The organism is Candidatus Limnocylindrales bacterium (genome assembly GCA_035626395.1).
GTDB lineage: Bacteria > Desulfobacterota > Binatia > UBA1149 > CAITLU01 > DASPNH01.
The window spans coordinates 1-22,647 of the sequence record DASPNR010000042.1 but is presented as its reverse complement, the minus strand read 5'-3'; the positions used below and the strand labels follow the sequence as shown (position 1 = coordinate 22,647).

The 22,647-nt window shown below is 68.6% G+C and carries 15 protein-coding genes; 14 read left to right on the top strand and 1 reads right to left on the bottom strand.

The window, feature by feature from the left end; all coding sequences use genetic code 11:
* The first annotated feature begins 90 nt into the window (after positions 1–90).
* Positions 91–1,392, top strand: coding sequence for a cytochrome c peroxidase (locus VEC57_15935; protein ID HYC00625.1), 1,302 nt, complete (start codon positions 91–93; stop codon positions 1,390–1,392).
* Positions 1,393–1,507: 115 nt separating this feature from the next.
* Here the strand turns inward: VEC57_15935 and VEC57_15930 are convergent, their stop codons facing one another.
* Entirely contained in the window at positions 1,508–2,902 is a 1,395-nt protein-coding gene (locus VEC57_15930) for an ABC transporter ATP-binding protein (protein ID HYC00624.1), read from the bottom strand.
* Here VEC57_15930 and VEC57_15925 point away from each other — a divergent pair.
* The 13 genes from VEC57_15925 to VEC57_15865 all read left to right on the top strand — a co-directional run.
* Positions 2,789–3,547, top strand: a complete 759-nt coding sequence (locus VEC57_15925; protein ID HYC00623.1) for an ABC transporter permease — start codon at positions 2,789–2,791, stop codon at positions 3,545–3,547. The genes VEC57_15930 and VEC57_15925 overlap by 114 nt on opposite strands.
* On the top strand, positions 3,544–4,581 hold the full coding sequence (locus VEC57_15920) for a spermidine/putrescine ABC transporter substrate-binding protein (GenBank protein ID HYC00622.1): 1,038 nt from the start codon (positions 3,544–3,546) through the stop codon (positions 4,579–4,581). The genes VEC57_15925 and VEC57_15920 overlap by 4 nt, the downstream gene beginning before the upstream one ends.
* A 33-nt stretch (positions 4,582–4,614) precedes the next feature.
* Positions 4,615–5,511 carry an ABC transporter permease gene (locus VEC57_15915; GenBank protein ID HYC00621.1) on the top strand — a complete coding sequence of 299 codons (897 nt, stop codon included), beginning with the start codon at positions 4,615–4,617 and terminating at the stop codon, positions 5,509–5,511.
* A 23-nt stretch (positions 5,512–5,534) separates the two neighbouring features.
* The gene (locus VEC57_15910; protein ID HYC00620.1) at positions 5,535–6,602 is read left to right on the top strand and encodes an SDR family oxidoreductase; all 1,068 of its coding nucleotides are present in this window, start codon (positions 5,535–5,537) and stop codon (positions 6,600–6,602) included.
* Positions 6,603–6,612: 10 nt separating this feature from the next.
* Positions 6,613–8,361 carry a DUF4153 domain-containing protein gene (locus VEC57_15905; protein HYC00619.1) on the top strand — a complete coding sequence of 583 codons (1,749 nt, stop codon included), beginning with the start codon at positions 6,613–6,615 and terminating at the stop codon, positions 8,359–8,361.
* A gap of 9 nt (positions 8,362–8,370) precedes the next feature.
* Entirely contained in the window at positions 8,371–11,004 is a 2,634-nt protein-coding gene (locus tag VEC57_15900; GenBank protein HYC00618.1) for an ATP-dependent helicase C-terminal domain-containing protein, read from the top strand.
* A gap of 168 nt (positions 11,005–11,172) precedes the next feature.
* Positions 11,173–13,545, top strand: a complete 2,373-nt coding sequence (locus tag VEC57_15895) for a hypothetical protein (GenBank protein ID HYC00617.1) — start codon at positions 11,173–11,175, stop codon at positions 13,543–13,545.
* A gap of 121 nt (positions 13,546–13,666) precedes the next feature.
* The gene (locus VEC57_15890) at positions 13,667–17,584 is read left to right on the top strand and encodes an FG-GAP-like repeat-containing protein (GenBank protein HYC00616.1); all 3,918 of its coding nucleotides are present in this window, start codon (positions 13,667–13,669) and stop codon (positions 17,582–17,584) included.
* Between the two features lie 120 nt (positions 17,585–17,704).
* Positions 17,705–18,577: an MBL fold metallo-hydrolase gene (locus VEC57_15885; GenBank protein ID HYC00615.1), complete on the top strand. Its 873-nt coding sequence runs from the start codon at positions 17,705–17,707 to the stop codon at positions 18,575–18,577.
* Positions 18,568–19,503: a GTP-binding protein gene (locus tag VEC57_15880; GenBank protein HYC00614.1), complete on the top strand. Its 936-nt coding sequence runs from the start codon at positions 18,568–18,570 to the stop codon at positions 19,501–19,503. Before VEC57_15885 ends, VEC57_15880 begins: the two co-directional genes overlap by 10 nt.
* 166 nt (positions 19,504–19,669) lie before the next feature.
* Positions 19,670–20,083: a PPOX class F420-dependent oxidoreductase gene (locus tag VEC57_15875; protein ID HYC00613.1), complete on the top strand. Its 414-nt coding sequence runs from the start codon at positions 19,670–19,672 to the stop codon at positions 20,081–20,083.
* A 106-nt stretch (positions 20,084–20,189) separates the two neighbouring features.
* Positions 20,190–21,002, top strand: coding sequence for a hypothetical protein (locus VEC57_15870; protein ID HYC00612.1), 813 nt, complete (start codon positions 20,190–20,192; stop codon positions 21,000–21,002).
* A 414-nt stretch (positions 21,003–21,416) separates the two neighbouring features.
* Positions 21,417–22,647 (top strand): hypothetical protein (locus VEC57_15865; GenBank protein HYC00611.1); only part of this gene is annotated, 1,231 nt, incomplete at its 3' end.

Genomic DNA, 22,647 nt, shown 5'->3' with positions numbered 1-22,647 from the left:
GCAGACTATCACGGGTGGGGCCGGAGCGCGTCGTTCATCAGACCTCTCGGTTTCAGCCCGGCCGCCTGCTAGTGTCGCGGCAGCGCGCACATGCCTCACCGGTCCAGGTCAGCCACGCTCGTTCTCCTGCTGCTTCTGCCTGCCGCGGCCGCGGCGGGCGTTCGCCTGGACGAAGAGCAGCGCCTAGGCCGCCTCCTCTACAAGGACCGTGATCTGTCGGTCGGGCGCAACCAGGCGTGCGCGAGCTGTCACCGGCTCGGCAAGGTACGCAACGAAGACGGCATGCGCCTGCCGGCGCCGGGGTTCGTGGATGGCGCCAACGTGCGAACCGGCAGCGCAGTCTCCAGGGGCTCGGTGGCGGGACGCTTTGGCACGCTCAACAGCCCGAGCGCCGGCTACGCCGCCTTCAGCCCCGCCTTCCACTGGAACGAGGATCAGCAGACGTACGTCGGCGGCCAGTTCTGGAACGGGCGCGCCAGCACCCTTGCCGAGCAGGCAGCGGCGCCGTTCCTGAATCCGGCCGAGATGGCGATGCCGAGCAAGTGGGCCGTCGTCACGCGGCTGGCGCAGAACAACGGCTATGTGGAGCGCTTCGAGGCCGTCTACGGGATCGACCTCTCGACGATCCCGCAGCAGGAGCTTGCGCCGGCGGAAGCGACCGCGCCGGGCGGCGTCGACGACGCTTACGATCGAATGACACGTGCGATCGCCGCATTCGAGAAGAGCCGCCGCTTCGCGCGCTTCACATCCAAGTTCGACTTCTACCTTGCGGGCATGACCGAGCTGACGGCGCAGGAGGCCGAAGGCCTGGAGGTGTTCGAGCTTGGCAGCAAGGGCAACTGCTCGGCCTGCCATCCGAGCACTCCCGGCACCGCCAGCGACGGCAGCCTGTTCCCGCCGCTTTTCACCGACTTCCGCTACGACAACCTCGGGCTTCCGCGCAACGTGAACATTCCAGGCGATCCCGCTCCCGACGCGGGCCTCGGCGGCCGCGCCGACATCGCGGAGGTGGATCCGGAGGGGCTCGAGCGCGGCAAGCACAAGGTGATGAGCCTGCGCAACATCGCGATCACGCCGCCCTACGGACACAACGGCGTCTTCGCCACGCTCGAGCAGATCGTCCACTTCTACAACACGCGCGACACGCTCGGCACGGTCGCCGACAACAACCGTCCCGGTTTCGGCAAGACCGGCTGGCCGCCGCCCGAGATCTCGCAGAACGTCAACGTCACCGAGCTCGGATCGCTCGGCCTGACGCCGGCGGAAGAAGACGCGCTGGTGGCGTTCCTGGAAACTCTGACCGACGGCTACCCGGAGTGGGGAAACGATCCGCTGGTGCCGCCGGGGACGCGCTCCCCGTTTCGCAATACGCCGTTGCCGGAGTTCCCCTGACGCGCGAACGGTCGCGGCGAATTGGTGAGCCGCGGCGGCAGCCGTCGTCGTATATGCAAATGGAATCGAGCCGAGCGCGCAGGTTCCTGAGCCGCGCGGCCGGAGGCGCCGGTCGCTACGACGCGAGAAGTCGAGCCGCGGCGATGTGCCAGTGCGCGAATGCGGCCAGGCCCCGCCGCAGCTTGCTTGCATCGCCGCCCGCACCGAGGACGGCGACGATCTCCCGACCGCGACGGTCGCGAGTCACGCAGCGCAGCACTGCGCCTTGAAACATCGTATCCGTGACCGTCACTGCCGCGGCGCAATGCCGTGCGGGAACGGCTTCACGCGTCATGGCGATGCCGACGCGCTCCGGCCGCACCATCAGCAACGCGGTGACTTGCGCACGGGCTTGCGCCCTTTCCTCCGTGGCGACCGCTTCGGCGGCCGCGTTGACCGGGATCGTGAGAGCATCCTCCAGCTCCACGATTGCCGTCGTACCGTCCCCGGAGACCACCCGCACCGGCAGCAGATTCGCTGCCCCGAGAAACCGCGCGGCGAAGGCCGTCGCCGGCGCATCGTACACCTCCTGCGGCGTACCGGTCTGTTCGATGCAACCTTGGTTCATCACGGCCATCCGGTCCGACAGTGCCATCGCCTCCTCCTGGTCGTGGGTGACGAAGAGGAAGGCAATGCCGGTTTCGCGCTGGATGCGCCGCAGTTCGAGCTGCATGGCCTGCCGCAGCTGCAGATCGAGCGCGCCGAGCGGCTCATCCAGCAGCAGGGCGCTCGGCCGGTTGACGAGCGCGCGCGCCAGCGCCGCGCGCTGCCGCTGTCCGCCCGAGAGTTGATGCGGGCGCCGACGCGCCAGCTCCGCCATTCGCACGACGGCAAGGATCTCCTCGACGCGCGTCCGTACTTCGGCATCGGCCATGCCTCTGGCACGCGGGCCGAACGCCACGTTCTCGAACACGTCGAGGTGCGGGAAGAGCGCGTACTGCTGGAAGACCGTGTTGACGTCGCGGCGGTACGGCGGGTCGGCGGAGACGTCGCGACCGCCCAGCATGACGCTGCCGCTGCTGACGTCGTCGAACCCGGCGATCAGACGCAGCAGCGTCGTCTTGCCGCAGCCTGACGGCCCCAGCAGCGAGAAGAGCTCGCCGCGCTCGACGTCGAACGTCACGTCGCGGACGACGGTGGTGGAGCCGAAGCGTTTGGTGACGTCGCGGAGCGAGATGGCGGGCGCGTGATGTGGGCTCGCGGGCATGGCCGCATGTCGCTCGCGATGTGGCGGCGGCTGTTCGTTCATGGCCGCTGAGGTCTTGGCGCTTTTGGCAGAAGGCCTCGCCGGTGGCAAGGTGCCGGCGCGGCCATGAAAGCAGTGAAGACGGCTCTTGGCGCATGGACCATGGCGACGATGGTCTTCCTGTACGCGCCCATCGCCATCCTCATCGTTTTCTCCTTCAACACGTCGCGGCTCAACATCCTGTGGGAGGGCTTCACGCTGCGCTGGTACGAGGGGCTGCTGCACGACACGGCGCTCGCGCGCGCGCTCGTCAACAGCCTGATCGTCGCCGGCTTCTCGACTCTGCTGTCGGTCGCGCTCGGCACGGCCGGCGCGTGGATGCTCTACCGCTACCGCTTTCCGGCCCGGCGGCTGTGGCAGACGCTCATCTACGTCCCGATGCTGGTGCCGGAAGTGATCATGGGCGTCAGCCTGCTGATCCTGTTCGTGGCGCTGCGGCTCGAGCTGGGCTTCGCCACGATCGTCATCTCGCACGTCACCTTCTGTTTTCCGTTCGTGCTGGTGGCCGTGCAGGCGCGTCTTGCCGGTCTCGATCCCGCGCTCGAGGAAGCGGCGCTGGATCTGGGCGCCACGCCATCGATCGCATTTCGCCGCATCCTGCTGCCCTATCTGACGCCGGCGCTGGCCGCGGGGGTGCTGATGTCGTTCTCGCTGTCGCTCGATGAGCTGATCGTCACCTACTTCACCGCCAGTGCCGGAACGCGCACGCTGCCTCTGGAGATCTTCGGCCGCGTCCGGAAGGGCCTCGATCCGAGCCTGAACGCGATCTCCACCGTCTTCATCGTCGTCACCGCCGGGTTCGCTGTCGCCACCGAGCTTCTTCGTCGCCGAGACCGCGACCGAGCCGTTCGAGCCCAGGAGCAGCCATGAGCAGAGGAAAAGCCGTCATCGCATCTCTCGCCGCGTGCATCTCCATGACGGCATGCACTGGCGGCGGAACGCCGACGGGCGAGATCAATCTGTTCGCGTGGTCGGAATACGTGCCGCAGGCGGTGATCGACGGGTTCACGCGGGAGACGGGGATCCGGGTCAACTACGAGACCTACTCCTCCAACGAGGAGATGCTGGCCAAGCTCGTCTCGGGCGCCCAGAAGTACGACCTCATCCAGCCGTCCGAGTACGTGGTCGAAGCGCTGGCGAAGGAGCGCGCGCTGCTGCCGGTCGACTGGAGCAAGGTGCCGAACATCGCCAACATCGGCGCGCAATACAGGAACCTGCCGCACGACCCGGAGCAGAAGCTCTCGGTGCCGTGGATGGCCGGCTCGGTCGGCATCGTCGTCAACACCGAGAAGGTGCGCGAGCCGATCCGCGGCTACGGCGATCTCTTCCAGGAGAAGCATCGCGGCCGCATCGTCATCGTCGACGACACGCGTGAGATCGTCAGCTGGGCGCTGGCATCGCTCGGCAAGGGAGCCAACGACGTAACGCCGCAGACACTGGCGGCGGTGCGGCCGGTGCTCGAGAAGTGGCTGCCGCTGGTGAAGGTCTACGACGGCGACAGTCCCAAGACCGCGCTGCTCAACGGCGACGTCGATCTCGGAATCGTCTGGTCTGGCGAGGCGGCGCTGCTGTACCAGGAGGACCCGAAGTTCCGCTACGTGCTTCCCTCCGAAGGCGCGCATCAGTTTCTCGACAGCCTGGCGATCCCGAAGGACGCGGCCAACCCGGAGGGCGCGATGGCGTTCATGAACTACGCGCTGCGGCCCGAGGTCGGCAAGCTCATCTCCGACGAATTCCCGTACACCAACCCGAACCTGAAGGCGCGCGAGCTTCTGTCGGAGGAGCAGCGGGCCAATCCGGCGAGCTACCCGCCCGGTGATCCCAAGCTCGAGACGTTCCGCGACATAGGCGAGATGGCCGCGCAGATCGATGAGCTCGTCACGGACATCAAGGCCGGCATCTGAAGATGCCGGCGATGTGCGGCAGCGAGGCTTGAGGTGCGGCAGGAGCTGACGACCTTCGCCGGCGTCGCTGCCCCGCGCCAGCACACGCCTGGGCCGCGGGCCTGGCTGCTGGTCTCCCCGCTTCTTCTGTGGATCGCCGCGTTCGTCGTTGCGCCGGCGCTCATCATGCTCGTCTACGGCTTCTGCGAGCGCGGGAGCCTCGGCGGCGTCGTCTTCCGCTTCACGCTCGACAACTACGCCGCGGTCTTCAGTCCGCTGTATCTGCGCATCCTCGCACGCTCGGTGCTCTACGCCGGGCTGACCACGCTCGCCTGCCTGATCCTCGCCTACCCCACCGCATTCTTCATCGGGCAGGCTGCGCCGCAGCGCCAACGTCTTCTGCTCATGCTGGTGATGATCCCGTTCTGGACGAGTTTCCTCATCCGGACCCATGCGTGGGTGACGATCCTCAAGAGCGAAGGCGTGCTCAATGCCGCTCTCGTGCAGCTCGGGGTCATCGAGGCACCGCTGGAGCTGCTCTACACGCCGGGCGCCGTACTCGTCGGCCTCGTCTACACATTCCTGCCGTTCATGATCCTGCCGATCTACACGTCGGTGGAAAGGCTCGACCGCGCTCTGGTCGATGCCGCGTTCGACCTCGGCGCGCGGCCGCTGCGCACTTTCGCGCGCGTGATCCTGCCGCTGACCGGTCCAGGCATCGGCGCCGGCGTCCTGCTCGTATTCGTTCCCGCACTCGGGCTCTACGCGGTCAACGACATTCTTGGCGGCGGCAGCGCGGACATGATCGGCAACGTGATCGAGAACCAGTTCAAGGGCGGCGCGCGCAACTGGCCCTTCGGCGCGGCGCTGGGAACGGTGCTGATGGCGGCGTTCGTCGCGGCGATGGTCCTGGGGGAGCGGCGGGGGCGGGCGCGCGAAGCCGCGCCCTGAGTACGATCGCGTTGCTGCAGGCGATGATGACGTCGGCGCCCGCCGCCATCTCGGATCGCAGGCTGCGGCCGCGCCTTTCCAACGCCGCGTCCGTCGAATACGCTCTTCGCCTCACAGCCGATGACGTGGAGGCCGCCATGTACCCGACACTGCGATGCGACCCGAAGCTGTTCGCGAAGAACCTGAAAGGACGTACCTACATCGTCACCGGCGCCAACTCCGGCGCAGGGCTCGCGACGACCAGCCAGCTCGTGCGCCAGGGCGCGCACGTCGTGGCCGCCTGCCGGCGCGTGGCTGCCGGCGAGGAAGCCGTCAGGCCGCTGGCCGGCGCGGCGGGCTCGGTGGAAGTGATGGAGCTCGACCTTGGAAGCCTGGCCTCGGTGCGCGCGTTCGCGAAGGCGTTTGTGGCCAGGCATTCGCGGCTCGATGGTCTGGTCAACAACGCCGGCGTCATGAACTGCCCCGAAGGCCGCACCGCCGACGGCTTCGAGACCCAGTTCGGCACCAACCACCTCGGGCACTTCCTGCTGACCGAGCTGCTGCTCGACGTGCTCAAGGGCAGCGCCCCCTCGCGCATCGTATGCGTATCCAGCGTCGCGCACGTTCCCCGGAGCGGCAAGGGCGGCGAGATCTTCCTCGACGATCTCAACTATCAGAAGCGCAAGTATGACGGCGTGGAGGCGTATTCCCAGTCGAAGCTGGCCAACGTCCTGCACGCGCTCGATCTGTCCCGGCGCCTGGAGGGAACGGGAGTGACGGCGGTTTCGGTGCATCCCGGCTGGATCCGCTCGAATCTGATCAAGCACACGGCGCCGACGTGGGTGCAGAACGTGCTGCTCAAGCCGTTCAGCGGTCTGCTCACGATGATGTCGGCGGAGGACGGCGCGCAGACGACGCTGCACTGCCTGCTCGACGACGACGTGCCTCGCCACAGCGGCGAGTACTACAGCCAGAACAGCATCCTGTATCCCGACAAGAGGAACCGCGGCGGCGGCTGGCCGATGCCCTCGCCGAACCCGCACGCGCGCGATGCGGAGCTGGCAAGGAAATTGAGCGAGGAGAGCCGGCGGCTCGTTGGCCTTGCCGGATAGAGGATAGCGCTTGGCGATTGCGTTCGTGGCGGGCGGGCGGCGGTGGTTGGCGGCGGCGGGTGCCGTCCAGGGGCTGGCGCTCTGGCTGCTCTTCGAGAGCTGGCCGCAGCAAGTCATGGCGGCGGCGGGGTTCGCCGCGGCCTGCGCATTCATCGGCGTTGCATCGCTGGTGATGCACATGGCGTGGACGGGCCAGGCCTTCGGCCGCCTCGCCGCGACGTCGGCCGTTGTCGGTGGCGTTGCCGCAGCGGTGACGTTCTCTGTCGCCTCGGGACTGCCGCCGACCGGCACCGTCCTTGCGCAAGGCGACGAGACGCTGGTGATCAGCTGGCTGTTCGTGCTGGCGATCCTTCTGTACGTCAGCGGCCCGTACCTGCAGATATGGCAGCGCACGGGCGTGGCCCGGTTCGCCTATTCCGACCTCTACCGTCACGCCTGGAGCAACGCGTTCATCGTCGCGCTGGCGCAGCTTCACGTTGGCGTGCTGTGGCTGGTCCTCGAGCTGTGGGCGGGCCTCTTCCGTCTGCTCGGCATCAAGGTCTTCGGCGATCTCTTTCACGAGAAGGTCTTTCTCTTCACCGTCACCGGCGCCGCGCTCGGCTATGGGCTGGCGGCTGCGCGCGAGAACGAGCGTCTGCTCGACTCCCTTCGTGGCATCACGCAGGCGCTGCTGCGGGCGATCCTGCCGCTGGCGGCGCTCGTCACGATCGGATTCCTGACCACATTGTGCTTCACCGGCCTGGACCTTCTGTTCGCGACCCAGCGCACGGCCACGCTGCTGCAGGCATGGATCGCGGTGTACATCCTGCTGCTCAACGGCGTCTACCTCGACGGCTCGCAGCAGCCGCCCTACTCGGCGCCGCTGCGCGTTCTCGTCGAGACGGCAACGCTGCTGCTGACGGTTCTCGCCGCCATCGCTGGTCATGCGCTGTGGCTGCGGATCGACGAATACGGCCTGACACCCGACCGCGTCTTCGCCGCCGCGCTTCTGTTCGTGCTGTCGATGTACTCGATCTCCTATGCGGCTGCGGTCATCGCGCGCGGCCAGCCGTGGCTGCCGCGACTTCGCGGTGCCAACGTCGGCATGTCGGCGGTGGTCATCGTCGTCGGCCTGGCGCTGCATACGCCGCTGCTCGATCCGCTCGCGCTCAGCCTGGGCAACCAGCTCGCGCGCCTTTCCGGCGGCCGGGTGACCGAAGACAGGTTCGACTATGCGGCTTTGCGATTTTCCCTGGGCCAGCGCGGCAATGCAGCGCTGCAGGACCTTGCCGAGGCCGCCGCTACCGACACGGGACGTGCAAGAGTCGCGCAGGCATTGCAGGTGAGCAGCTACTGGGAGTGGCAGCGCGTGGAGGGTGCGGTCGGCGAGGCGCGCGTCTTCTGGCGCGTGCCGCCCGAGTCGCCGTGGCCGGACGGCCTGGAGCCGGTGCTGCAGCGCGAGTACGTCGCCGACGAGCGCATCCGCTGCACGGACGATCAACCTTGCTATGTCATCGACGGCGACGTCGATCTGGACGGAAAGCTGGAGGCGCTGGTCGTATCCTCCACCGCCATGCACTCGATGCAGGTGTTCAGAAAGGACGGCGGCGAGGCCTGGAAACGCCTCGGCACGTTCGGGCTGCGCCATTCCCGCTCCGACATGCCGTTGGACCTGGAGGGATGGGCGCGCTCGGTGCGCGAGGGAAAGCTGCGCGTGGTCGAGCCGCTGTTCGGAGATCTGATGGTGGGCGAGCGCCGCTACCTTCTGCATCCGGAGTGAGCGGCGCCCGTGGCGCGACCTTCGGATCTCGAGCTCCTGCCCATCGACGAGGTGCTGCCGCGGATCGTCGAGGCCCTACGCCGTTCGCCCAACCTGGTCCTGCGCGCGCCAACCGGCGCCGGCAAGACGACACGAGTCGCGCCGGCGCTGGCCGATTTCGGCGTCGCCCGTGGCAGCGTTCTGCTGCTGGAACCCCGCCGGGTGGCGGCGCGCGCCGCCGCACGCCGTATCGCCATCGAGCGCGGCGCTGCGCTCGGCGGCGACGAGGTCGGCTATCAGGTGCGGTTCGACAACCGGACGACTGCGCGCACGCGCATCGTGGTCATGACCTACGGCATCTTTCTGCGGCGCATCCAGGAGGATCCGTTCCTCGACGGCGTCGGCGCCGTGATGTTCGACGAGATCCATGAGCGCAGCCTCGACGCCGACCTGGCGCTGGCGATGGCCCGCAAGGCGCAGCGCGAGGCGAGGGCGGATCTGCACCTGCTTGCGATGTCGGCAACCCTCGACCTCGCGCCGCTGGCAGGATTCCTGGGCAATGCCGCCACCATCGACAGCGCCGGGCGCAGCTTCCCCATCGACATCCGCCACGAGCCGGCGCCCGCGCAGCGCGAGCTGCACCAGGCGGTGGCGGCCTCCGTGCGTGCGGTGCTCGGCGAGACATCCGGCGACGTGCTCGTGTTCCTGCCGGGCCTGGCGGAGATCCGCCGCGCGGCGTCGGCGCTGGCGCCGCTGGCGGAGCGCGAATCGCTGGCGGTGATGGAGCTGTATGGCGATCTGCCTGCCGAAGAGCAGGATGCGGTGCTGCGGCGCAGCGGCTGGCGCAAGGTGGTGCTGGCAACCAACGTCGCCGAGTCTTCGGTCACGATCGAAAACATCACGGCCGTCGTCGACAGCGGTCTGGCACGCGTGCTTCGCTTCGATGCGGGCGTCGGATTGGACCGGCTCGAGGTCACGCGCATTTCGAAGGCGTCGGCCGATCAGCGCGCCGGACGCGCGGGGCGCACCGCGCCGGGGCTGTGCGTGCGGCTGTGGAGCGCGCACGAGGACCGCGCGCTGCGGCCGGCCGAAGAGCCGGAGATCGCGCGCGTCGACCTCTCTCGCGCCGTCCTCGAACTGCGCGCGTGGGGCGAGCGCGACGTTCGGAGCTTTCCGTGGCTGGAGCCTCCGCCGCCGGCCGCGCTCGATTCGGCCGAAGCGTTGCTGCGTGACCTCGACGCTCTGGACGAGCAGGGTCTGACGGCTATCGGTCGAACGATGGCGGCTCTGCCGCTGCCGCCGCGCATCGCCCGTCTCCTGATCGAGGCGCAGCGGCTGGGATGCCTGCACCGGGCGTCGATCGCCGCAGCGATCCTGAGCGAGCGCGATCCGCTGCGACGCGCGCGGGAAGCCCTGCCGCTGCCGGCGACGACCGCGTGGGAATCGGATCTGCTCGAGCGCGTGCTCCTGCTCGAAGGCTTCGCCGCCGCGCCGGCTTCGGCCGCGTGGCCGGAGCTGAACCTCGGTGCCGCGCGCAGCGTGCTGCGAGTCGCCCGCGATCTGCACCGCGCGATGCACGCGCCTGCGGCGGCGGCAGTGCGCGATGACGGCGTGCCGGCAGCCGTTGCCCGTGTCGACGGCGGCCGTTCTTCGCGCGGCGCCGGCGGCGACAGCGATGCCACGCGCCGCACCATGCCCTCCGAGGAAGCTTTCCTGCGCGCACTACTCGCCGCCTACCGCGACCGCGTCGCGCGGCGCCGCGAGCGCGGCAGCGACCGCGCCGTCATGGCCGGTGGCCGCGGCGTGCGCCTTGCGGGCGACAGCCTCGTCCACACCGCCGAGCTGTTCGTGTGCATCGACATCGACGCCGGACGGCGCGGCGAGCGTTCCGAAGCGCTGGTGCGGCAGGCATCCGCGATCGAGGCCGAGTGGCTGCCGCAGACCGCGGCGAGCGTGGTCGTGGAGTTCGACGAACAGGCGCAGCGCGTCGTGGGCCGGCAGCGCCGCATGTATCGCGACCTGGTTCTGGAGGAGAAGACGGTGCTGGCGCCGCGCGAGCCGGCCGCTGCGGTTCTCGCCGAGCGTGCCGCCGCGGCACCGCGCCGCGCTCTCGCGCTCGACGACGGGAACGTCGAGCAGTACCTGGCGCGCGTGCGATCGCTGGCGCAGTGGATGCCCGAGCTCGATCTGCCGGCCTGCGACGAAGCAATGCTGTCGGAGGTCGCGCGTGAGCTGGCCGCCGGCTGCCGATCGTTCGAAGAGATGCGCAAGGCGCCGCTGCTCGAGGCGCTGCAGGCGCGGCTGACCTACGAGCAGCGCCGCCTGCTCGACCGCCATGCGCCCGAGCGGATCGAGATTCCCAGCGGCAGCAGCATCCGTCTGCTCTATGAAGCGGGGCGTCCGCCTGTTCTGGCCGCACGCATCCAGGAGATGTTCGGCATGCGCGAGACGCCGCGCATAGCCGCTGGCCGCGTGCCGGTCCTGGTCCATCTGCTGGCGCCCAATGGCCGGCCGCAACAGGTCACCGACGACCTTGCCAGCTTCTGGCGCAACACCTACGCGGAGGTGCGCAAGCAGCTTCGCGCGCGATACTCCAAACATGCGTGGCCCGAGGACCCACTGACGGCGCAGCCGCAGAGGCGGCCGCGGCGCCCACCCGAGTAATTTCGCCGACCCATATTGACGGGCATGTAAAAAGGCCGCTGACTAAGGGCGAAAGGCAGCGCGTGCTGGAGGCGGCACGCCGAGCCTACGACTGTCCAACCTGGGCTTCTCCAAGCTCGCGGTAACGCAGGCTTTTCAGGCGGAGCTCCGCTCGGGCGGAGGAACCCCATGCGACGCGAACCCTTGCTGCTCTGCGCGTTCTCCTTCCTTCTCCTTGCAATCGGTGGTCCCGGCGCGCTGGCCCCGGCCGCCGCAGCCATGAGCTGCTCGGAAGCCATCGACCGCAGCGCCCTTCCGTTCCAGGCCCGGGTCCACAAGGCGACCGCGGCGTGCGAGCTGCGTCAGGCCACCGGCCGCGAGTGCAACGCCGACAAGCGCGACAGGAGCATCGAGAAGGCGCGCGCCGCGCTCGCATCGCGTCTCGCTTCCTCGTGCACCGACGCCGACCTTGCCTCGCTCGGCTTCCCCGCCGAATGCGACGACGACGCCGCGCCTTTCACCTCTGCCGATGTGGCAAAGTGCATCGCGTTCACGCACGAAGCGGCGATCGATGCCGCGATCGATGTCGAGTTTCCCGGCGCCGCCGAGCCTGCCGGAGGCGCTGCGGCCGCGTGCCAGAAGACGGTGAGCAGGAGCGGACAGGCCTTCCTCACCGACAACCTGGCAGCTCGCCAGACGTGCCTGGCATCGGGCACCGACGCCGACTGCCGCAGCGAAGGCGACGCCACCGGCGATGCGGCTACCGACGAGGCGCTGAGCGCCGCGGCCGCCGAGCTCGCGGCCGCGCTGGACAGGAGCTGCGGCGGCGGCGATCTCGCCGCCCTCGGCTTCCCCGGCGCCTGCGACGACGGCGACGGCGCGCCCTTCGACAGCAGCGACCTCGGCGACTGCATCGTCACCATGCACGACGCGATCGCGCGCTCCATGCTCGATGCGCAGCATCCGCGGCCCGAGCCCACCACCACCACGAGCACCACGACGACGCTCGACACCACCACGACGACCGCCGGCGCCACGACGACGACGGATACGACGACCACGTCGAGCACCACCACGACCACGCTGCCGACGCTCGACGGCCTCACCGACGTCATCGCGCCCTACGGCGACGCCGACGGCGACGGCTTCGCCAACAACGTCGAGCTGGCCGCATGCTCGAATCCGGCCGATGCAGCCAGCACGCCGGTCAACGACGACAGCCTCTGCACCAACCAGACGATCTTCTCCGACACGCTCGGCGACTCCTGGGGCCGCACCAACCGCCAGACGGACCCGACCTACCACGCCGCCCTCAACGTGCTGATCGCGCAGAACCTCGCCGACTGCTCGGCCTATTGCGCCTCCCATCCCGAGATCGGATCGCAGCAGGCATGTCTCGGCGTGTGGCCGTGGAGCGGCGTGCCCGACTACGGCAAGTACACCGCCGGTCACAGTGTCGAGGTGATCTTCCCCGACGAGAGCGGCAACAACCTGCACGCGACGATCTTCCTGCCGCCCGACGTCACCTGCAGCGGCAGCGCGGCCACGTGCGACGGCGTCACCGACGCGGTCACGTGCACGAGCAGCAGCGCGAAGACCTATCCCGCCGTGGCCATCAGCGACGGCTTCATGGGCTCGCAGCGCATGTACTACTGGGCCGGCCAGCGCCTGGCCGAGCAGGGCTACGTGGCGATGACGTTCGACGTCTCCGGACAAGGGCTGTCGGAAGGAAGGTTCCCCAACGGCGACAGCGGAATCGCCAGCGGCGTCGGCGGCAGCGTCGGCGGCGGCTTCTCGCGCGACATCGGCGCGGCGATGAACTTCCTGGCGAGCGCGGCCAACCCGCTGCGTCATCTGATCCGCGTCGATCCGATGGTGATCGTCAACCAGGCGCCCGGCGGCCCCGACCATCTCGAGAGCTACGTGCTGGGGCTTGCCGGCCACTCGGCGGGCGCCACCGCGGCCATCGCCTATCAGCAGTCGACGGAGGCGGCCTATCCGGTGCGAGCGCGCGCGGTCGTGGCGTGGTCGCACTTCGATGCCACCGGAACCATCGGCAACGTTCCGATCCAGCTTCAATCCGGCGACAACGACAACGGCTTCATCCAGCCGCCGAGCGACGACAACCGCTGCCCCGACATGGAGCGCCGTTACGACCGGCTCGGCGGCGATCGCGACCTGGACGGCAACGTCGATTTCGTCGCGCACGATCGCCAGATCGTGATGACGGAGGCGGGAACGCACCTGGACTGGTCCAAGGTGCCGTACGCCTACACGCCGATCTGGGACGAGGACGTCGAGTACCACTACACGCTGGCGTGGTTCGACCTGTACCTCAACGGCAACATCCGCCGCCGCATGGCCAACGTCTCCGGCAACGTCATTCAGAGCGTTGGCCGCTATACCGACTATGCCGAGTGCACCGGCGGCGCCGACTGCTTCAGCGCCGAGGAGCGCCTGAAGATGAGCCACGTCCACCTCTCCGACATCTGGTGCTCGCGCTACCACGTCGCCGGCCAGCAGAGCGGCGACATGAAGGGAGGCGGCTGCCGGATCGAGTGAAGCGGCGGCGACGTCGCGCCTTTCGCGGCCCGTGCGAACGCGGCCGCAACAGACGAAGCGGCGCACGCCGCACGCGAGCGACCAGGGCGGCAGAAGGATCGCCGCACCTCGAGGAGGGATCATGACCACAGCCGAGTACATGGAGAGCCGACGAGCCTTGCACGCCGTCGCGGCGGGCGCTGCCTTCCTGGCGGTCCTCGTGACGGCGCCGTCCGCACACGCGCTGTTCCCCTACCCCGCCGATGCCAACCGCTGCGACAACGCGGGCATGCCGCTGGCGTGCACGCCGCTGCCGAATGAGCTCGGCGGCCCCGCAAGCTGCGGCGGCCTGAACTGGAAGTACGGCAGCACGGCAGCGTGCACGACGGATCCGGCCGTGCTCGCCAACCCGAACGAGTTCTTCGGCGTCAGCGGCATGAGCGTCGACACCGCGTGGCGCAGCACCACCGGCCGCTCCGACGTCGTGATCGCGGTGCTGGACTCCGGCATCGAGTGGAACGACGGCGGCGCGGTCTCCGATCTTCGCCGCAAGTGGTACATCAACCGCGGCGAGCTGCCCGCACCGGCCGGGCCGTGCAGCGGCGCTCCGCCGACCGATCCGCGCGACTGCAACGGCGACGGCGTCTTCAACATGCCCGACTACGACGGCGACGCCGCCGTCATCGACACCAACGGCAACGGCGCCACCGACCCACAGGACCTCATCAACCTGTTCTCCGACGGCGTCGACGACGATGCCGACGGCTACGTCGACAACATCAGCGGCTGGGACTTCTTCCAGTACGACAACGACCCGTACGACGACGTGCAGTACGGCCACGGCACCGGCGAGTCGCGGGACTCGGCAGCCGAAGCCGACAACGGCGGCGACGCCGGCGCGTGCCCCAACTGCATGTCGATGCCGCTGCGCGTGGGCGACAGCTTCGTCGCCGACGTCAACGGCTTCGCGCAGGCGGTGATCTTCGCCGTCGATACGGGCGCGGCAGTGGTTCAGGAGGCGCTCGGCACCTACAACAACACGCGCCTCGGCCAGGAAGCGGTCACGTACGCGTACCGGAACAACGTGCCGGTGATGGCGTCGGCGGCCGACGAGGACGCCTGGCATCACAACTACCCGTCCAACTACGTCCACACGATCGTCACCAACTCGATCCGCAACTTCGGGCAGGACGGCGTCTTCCCGGACTCCTGGCTCTACTTCAACGGCTGCACCAACTTCGGCGGCAACATCTCGGTGGCCGTGCCATCCACGTCGTGCTCGTCCGAAGCCGTGGGACGCAGCTCCGGCGTGGCCGGGCTGCTGGTATCGGCGGGCCGCGACGCGGTCGACGCCGGCACGCTGGACTACCCGCTGACGGCCAACGAAATCCGCCAGCTGTTCACGCGCACGGCCGACGACATCGACTTCGAGAACAACCGCGTCGTCGGCTTCCCCGACACGGTCCGTTACGCCACGCAGGCGGGGTTCGATCAGTTCACCGGCTACGGCCGCGTCAATGCGCGCAGCGCCGTCGAGGACATTCTCGCCGGCGTCATTCCACCCGAGGCGGAGATCGATTCGCCGGTGTGGTTCTCCTACATCGACGCCGAGCGCGACGGCGCCTTTCCGGTGGTCGGGCGCGTGGCGGCCGAGCGGGCGCAGCGCTACTCCTACCGCGTGCAGATCGGCTATGGCGTGCAGCCGCGCGAGAGCGACTTCGTCGACATCGTTTCCTACGGCGCCACCAGGAGCTCGCCGCTCGAAGGCGTGCTCGCCACGATCACGCCCGAGCAGATCCCGGCGCCCACGCCCGAGCAGATCTCGCGGCGCCTGGCGCAGCTCCCGGATCTGTCGTCGGACTACGACGAGTTCACGTACACCATCCGCGTGCAGGTCCTCGATGAGCCGGGCGGACTTCTCGGCGAAGACCGCCGTACGATCTTCGTGCATCACGACGAGGATCTGAAGGCCGGCTTCCCCGTCGCCATCGGCGACGGCGCGTCCTCACCCGCGATCGCGGATCTGGATGGCGACGGCGCCCGCGAGATCGTCGTGGCCACGTCCGACGGCTACGTGCACGCGCTGCGCGCCGACGGCAGCGAGCTGCCGGGCTGGCCGGTGACCGCCGATCCGTTGCCGCTCAACATCGGTTCGGCCGGCTTCGCCAGCGGCGCGATCAGCGCGCCCGTCTACGGCCCGATCCTGGCGAGCGTGGCCATCGGTGATCTGGACGGCGACGGTCAGCTCGACGTCGTTGCCGCCGACCTCGAGGGCAAGCTCTACGCGTGGAACCGCCTCGGCCAGCGCCGCGGCGGATTCCCCGTCTCGGTCAATCCCGTCTACTCGAGCAGCGCGGTGCTGGATCCGTCCAACACCGTCGACGTCGCCTTCATCGGCTCGCCGGTGCTGGCCGACCTCGACGCCGACGGCACGCTCGACGTCATCGCAGCGGCCAACGACCGCCACGTCTACGTGTGGGATCACGCCGGCGCCTTGCGAAACGGGTTCCCGCTGCTGGTCGTCGATGCCTCGCGCATGGCATCGGTCGATCCGAACACGCACAAGGTCGTGCCGCTGCCGGGCGCGTTCCGCGGCAGCAAGATCATCTCCTCGCCCGCCGTCGGCGACATCGACGGCGACGGCAGTCTGGACATCGTCGTGGGCACCAACGAGTGCTACGACGAGACGCCGAACGTCGCGTTCACCAGTGCGACGTCGCAGGCGATCGCGCAGTCGGGTCTGATCAGCCCCGGCAACAGCCGCGTCTATGCGATTCACAAGGACGGCTCGGCGCACGCGCCGTCGCCGTTCCTGCCGGGCTGGCCGGCCAGGATCACGATGCTGCTGCCCGAGCTGCTTCCCAACGTCGGCGAAGGCGTGCACGGATCGCCGGCGCTTGCCGACGTCGATGGCGACGGCAAGCTCGAAGTCGGCATCTTCTCGGCGGCCGGCCCCGCCTATCTGCTGCGCCACGACGGCACCTCGTTCTACGGCACAGACTCGCAGGGCAACTACAACGTCATGGCGACCGAAGGCTACCCGCCGGCGAACAGTGCCGACACGCCCTCGTTTCCAAACCTCGGCGAAGGCGCGTTCGGCGACCTGAACGGAACCGGCGCGCTGTCGTTCGCCGCGCCTGCCGGCGGCCTGGCCCGCCTGCTCGCCGTGGCGCTGCCCGAGCAGCAGGTCAGCGCCGAGGACCACATCGCGGCATGGAACGCGCAGACCGGCGCGTTCGAGCCGGCGTTCCCGCAGCACCAGGACGATCTGCAGTTCCTGACCGGGCCTTCGATCGCCGACGTGGGAGGCACGCCGCTGCCCGAGGTGATCATGGGCAGCGCCGGATACTTCGTGCAGGCGTTCGACGGCGCCGGCACGGCGCCGCTTGGCTGGCCGAAGTTCACCGGTGGCTGGCACGTCGCCAATCCGGCGGTCGGCGACATCGACGGCGACGGACTGGCCGAAGTCGTAGCCTCGGTGCGCGAAGGCAACCTGTTCGTGTGGGAGACGACGGCGCCGGTGAACGCGGCGACGCAGTGGCCGAAGAAGCGCCACGACCTGCGCAACACCGGCAACTACGAGGAGCCGCAGGGCACGGTGGCAACCGAGCTGGATGAAGGCGCGCTGGCCGTCCTCAGGAGCAATCTGAGCCTGCGTCCGCAGGAGACGGGGCGCGATGCGCTGACCATGAAGGCCGTGCTGACGCCTTCGGCGGAGGGCGACGGCATCGATCCCGACAGCGAAGGCTTCTCGCTGACTCTCGACGACGAGCGCTTCACGCTGCCGCCCGGCGCGATCGAGCAGCGCGGCGACAACGCGTGGCGCTTCAGCGATTCCGACGGCGCCGGATCGCTGCCCGCCGGCATGACCAGGATGGTGCTGCGTCGCAGCGCGGACGGCTCGGTTCGCATCGTGGTCAGGGGCAGGAACCTCGATCTGTCCGAGTTCCACGGGACGGACGATCGCACGATCACGGTCGGCGTCGACATCGGCAACGACCATGCAGAGACGCCGGTGGCGTACCGCCGCATCCTGCAGCGCCATCTGCGCACGCCGTAGCCGGGCCGTGCGGACAGGTACGAGGAGGCGTGCCCGCCTCTCGTACCCGTCGCGCCCGACACGGTCGGTCGCGCGCGTCAAAATTGTACCTGTCCTCTGGTTCCGCCTAGAAGGCATCGCGTGCGATACGGGAATCCTGGCGCCCACCTCATGCGGCCGCTCGCGCTCGCGCTGTGCCTCCTGGTCCTGGCCGTCACGCTCGCTCCGGCGCAGCAGAAGGCCGAGGCGGTGGTGGCCACCGATGGCTACTTCGAGGTCCTGCGCATCGACGATGCCACCTTCGCGATCTCGGAGCCGCAGTACTGGCAGAAGAACATCGCCTACGTGCTCAAGGGCGAGAAGCGCGCGATCCTCTTCGACAGCGGCTCGGGCACGCGCGACATCCGATTCATCGCCGGCAACGTGACGAGAAAACCGCTGACGGCAGTCGCGTCGCACGTGCACTACGACCACATCGGCAGCCATGCGGCCTTCGACCACGTAGCCATGGCCGACCTGCCCGAGCTGCGCGAGCGCATCGACGAGAACCGCTATTATCCCCAGCTGGCCAGCTCGCTGCTCCCGATGCTGGGGAGCTTCTACGTCACCGAATGGTGGCGGCCGGGCGAAAAGATCGATATCGGCGGCCGCGTCCTCGAAGTCATGCACATTCCGGGGCATGCGCCCGACGCCATCGCGCTCATCGATCGCGACCGCGGCCAGGCCTTCGTCGGCGATCACGTCTATCCCGGCGAGCTGTACGCGTTCCTTCCCGGCTCCGACCTGGTCGCGTATCGCGACTCCACGCGCAAGCTGCTCGAAGTGCCCGAGATCCGCACGGTGTTGTGCGCGCACATCGGCGCCGCCCTGCCGCGCGATGCGCTGGTGACGCTGGAAGAGGCGCTGACGGCGATCATCGAGAAGCGCGTGCAGGGCAGCCGCGTCTGGTGGCTCGGCGGGCTGGTCGCCCGCTATCCCGGCGGCGAGGGCTTCTCGATCCTGGCGTGGCCGTGAGCGACCGCGCGCAGGCCCTGGTCGTCTCCGGCTTCCTCGGCGCCGGCAAGACGACCCTCGTCCGGCGGCTTCTGGAAGCGGGACAGCGCGACGGCATTCGCACGGCGGTGGTCTCGAATGAGTTCGGCGAGCTCGGCATCGACGAGGCGCTGCTGGCCGGCGCCGGCGCCGAATACGTCGAGCTGTCTGGCGGCTGCGTCTGCTGCCGTCTCTCGGACGATCTTCTGCGCACGCTGCAGATGCTGTGGGAGCGCGTGCATCCGCAGCGGGTGATCGTGGAGACGTCCGGCCTGGCTCTCCCGTACGACACGCTGCTCAACTTCTGGCGCGATCCGGTGCGGCAGTGGGTATCGGACGAGATTGCGGTGTGTGTCGTGAGCGCCGAACAGGTGGCATCGGGCCGCGACCTCGACGGCACGTTCGCCGACCAGGTCTGCTCGGCCGACCTGCTGATCCTGAGCAAGCTCGATCTGGTCGATGCGGATGATGTCGCGCGGGTTGAGCGCGTGCTGCGCGAGCTGGCGCCGGACGTGCCGGTGATTCACGCGTCGCACGGCCAGGTCGATCCCCTGCTGCTGTTTCCGCCCGAAGTCCAGGAGGCCGACGCGGCCGAGCGGGTCACCGAAGAGACCGCGCCATGGTCGCATGGCCGGCACCGCCAGCCGCTCGAGCCGCGCGAGCACGAGCACGACCGATTCCGGTCGTTCGAGATCAGCGTTGCTGCCGGCGTGACGGCCGCCGAGCTGGAGCGGGACCTGCGTGCGCGCGACGCTCTTCGCATCAAGGGCTTCGTACGGACCGATCAGGGCGTGCGGGTCGTGCAGGGCGTGGCCGGCCGCATCGACATCGCACCGCCCATCGCCACGCCGCCCGATGCGCTGATCGGCCGCCTGGTCGTGATCGAGCGAGCGGAGACGGAAGACTGAGCGTGACGTGCTTCATGCCGCCGCGCAGAGCGACGCTCCGGTCCTGGGCGCGCCCGTCGAGCGGATACTGCGCGCGCAGGCCGTACCCGGTTCACCGCTGCAATGTGCGACACGAACTGTCGCCGCGAGAGCCGCGCGCGTGCGCGTGCGCGTTCGGGGAGGGCTGATGGCGGATCCACGAGACAAAAGCGCTGCGCTGACGCGCCTGGCCGAGGAACCGTATTCGAGCCTGGCCACGTTCAAACGCGACGGCACGCCGGTGGCGGTGCCGATCTGGCACGCGGTTGCCGACGGCAGGATCTACATGTTCACGGAAGCCGCCTCGGTCAAGGTCAAGAGGCTGCGGCGTGATCCGCGCGTGACACTGGCACCCTGCAACTGGCGAGGCGAGGTCCGCGAACCGAGGTGGTCGGGGAAGGGCCGTGTCGTCGACGATCCCGCCGTCGTCGCACGAGCATATGAGGCTCTCGATCGAAAGTATGGTTGGCAGAAATGGATCGTCGACGGCCTCTCCAAGCTGGCCGGCCGATACCATGCGCGGGCGATTCTGGAGATCGACCTTGATGGCGAGGAAGCCTAATGATTTTGCCGGGTTCGCAGCCTTCTCGGCTTGACAGACCGGCGTGTCCCAGGCGAGACTGCCGCGCCTTCGTCACTTTGGGGCTTCAAGACAGGGAGGAACGTCCATGGCTCATCGCACGAGTTTCATTTTCAAGGCAGTTGCCGGCATCGCCGTCGTGGCTGCGACCGCGTCGGGAGCCATGGCAGCGGGGAACGTCAATGTTTCCGTGTTCCAGGGGCAGCTGACGATCAGCGGCGATTCGGCCGACAACGACGTCACCATCAGCGGCACGGCATCTCCCTCTCGTTACCTGGTGACGGGGAACAACGGCACCACGGTCAACGGCATGGGCGCACCTGTCACGACCGACGTGGCCAATCGCGAAGTTTTCATCGAGATGCTGTCTGGAAGCGATACCGTCAGCATCGTCAACGCCACGATCACGCGCACCGTCGAGATCACGTTCGGCAACGGCACCAATTCCCTCTCGATGAACAACGTGGTGATGAACAAGAATCTCAAGCTCATCATGGGCCTCGGCACCAACAGCATCAATTTCGTCGACACCGAGATCACCGAGCCGAGCAAGATCACGACCGACGACGGAATGGACACCATCGAGTTCGACAACGTCGAGTTCCGCGGCGGCATCTTCACCAAGGACGGCAACGACATCGTCACGATTCTCAATTCCCACCACGTCGATCCCAAGGGCAAGCTGGTGGTGAAGACGGGCAACGATCAGGACGACATCGAGATCACCAACGCCGACTGGGAAGGCAAAATGCTGATCAACGCGGGAACGGGCAACGACCTCGTCACCGCCGGAACCATCGACGTCGGCGTCAAGGCCAAGATCACCGGAGCCGGCGACACCGATACGCTGACGAACAACGGTGGTCACGTCGGCATCGTGGAGTTCTCGGCGTTCGAGTAGAGGCCGCCAGCAGCCGCGGTTCGTGAAGGGCCGCTCCGGACGACGGAGCGGCCCTTCTTTTTTTACGGCTCGACACCCTCACCCTTCCCGCATCCGATGTGGCCCGATCTGTGTCCGGTGCGACATCACGTGTCCGGTGCGACATCGAGTGTCCGGTGCGACATCGAGTGTCCGTGCGACACCACGTGTTCGGTGGCACGATGCCTGGCGCCGCGCGGGCGCTCCTTCCCCTTCGTCTGCCGTCGGACTCGACGACTTCGCCTGCCAGAGCAAGCTGACCAAGCCCTCTTCTTCTGAGGGACGTCGACCGTTGCGGCATCGCAACGCCTGCTGCCGCGAAAATGACGGAAACGGCATGAAAAAGGCCCTCAGCTCGCTTGCCAGCCGCATTGTTTTCGTACTATGTTCGCCTCGATGATCGAGGTCTCCGCTGCCATTCGTGACGACGTCTCCAGCCGCTTCGTGCGCCTGCCGCTGGCCGGCACCCGCATCACGGCCGAGAGGTGTGGATGGCGGCCGGAACCGGCGCCCGGTGAGCGCGCCGCCTCCGAACGACCTCGCCGCATCAGCCGCGGCGTACTGCCGGACCCTATCGCGCTGGACGGCGAAGCCGGGCCGGCCGCCGCACTCGTTTCACGCTACCGATTGATTCAGGCGCAGATCGTCGCCGAGCTGCTCAAGCGCAAGCTGTGGGGCCCGCTCGGCTTCACGCGTCTTTCCGATTACGCCGCCGAGCGCCTCGGTGTCAGTGGGCGCAGCCTGGAGGAGGACGCGCGCGTGGTGACGGCGCTGGCATCGCTGCCGCTGATCCAGCAGGCGTTCGAGGCGGGTGTGATCCGCTGGACGCACGCGCGATCGCTCGCTGGCGTTGCGACGACAGAGACCGAGCGCGGCTGGCTGCGCGTTGCGCTGACGTCGACGACGCGGGCGCTTGCGGAGCTTGCGAAGACCGCGCGGCGCGGAGATCGCGCTCCGGGCGATGCGGCAGGGCCGGGCGATGCGGATGCGGGCGCGCCGGGGGATGCGGGCGCGCCGGGGGATGCGGGCGCGCCGGGGGATGCGGGCGCGGGCGGCGCAGCGGCGAGTCCAGATGCGTGCGCGTCGAGCAGTGGCGTGAGCGGTGAAGGGACGGGTCCAAATGCGTGCGCGTCGAGCAGTGGCGTGAGCGATGAAGGGACGGGTCCAAATGCGTGCGCGTCGAGCAGTGGCGTGAGCGATGAAAGGACGGGTCCAAATGCGTGCGCGTCGAGCAGTGGCGTGAGCGATGAAGGGGCGGGTCCAAATGCGTGCGCGTCCGGTACGGGCTCGGATCGCGACGGTCCTGCCGCTGCGGTATCCACTGGCGCGGCATCCGCCGATGCCACCGCATCCGCCGACGCCACCGCATCCGCCGCCCCATCCACCGATGCCGAAGAGCCGCTCGTCTGCTTCCGCATCGTCATGACCCGGTTCGGCCGTCAGCTCTGGCGCGCGGTGCGGGAGCTGGCCTCACGCATGTGCGGCTCCGACGTGCCGCCTGCCCGTGTCATCGAGACGGTTGCTGCAGAAGCGCTCAGCTGGCCGCACTGCGATCCGCCAGGCTCGCAGCCGCAGCCGGCGAAACACCCCCGCCGATCCGAGGAGATCCTGGTGCGTGCCTTCGAAG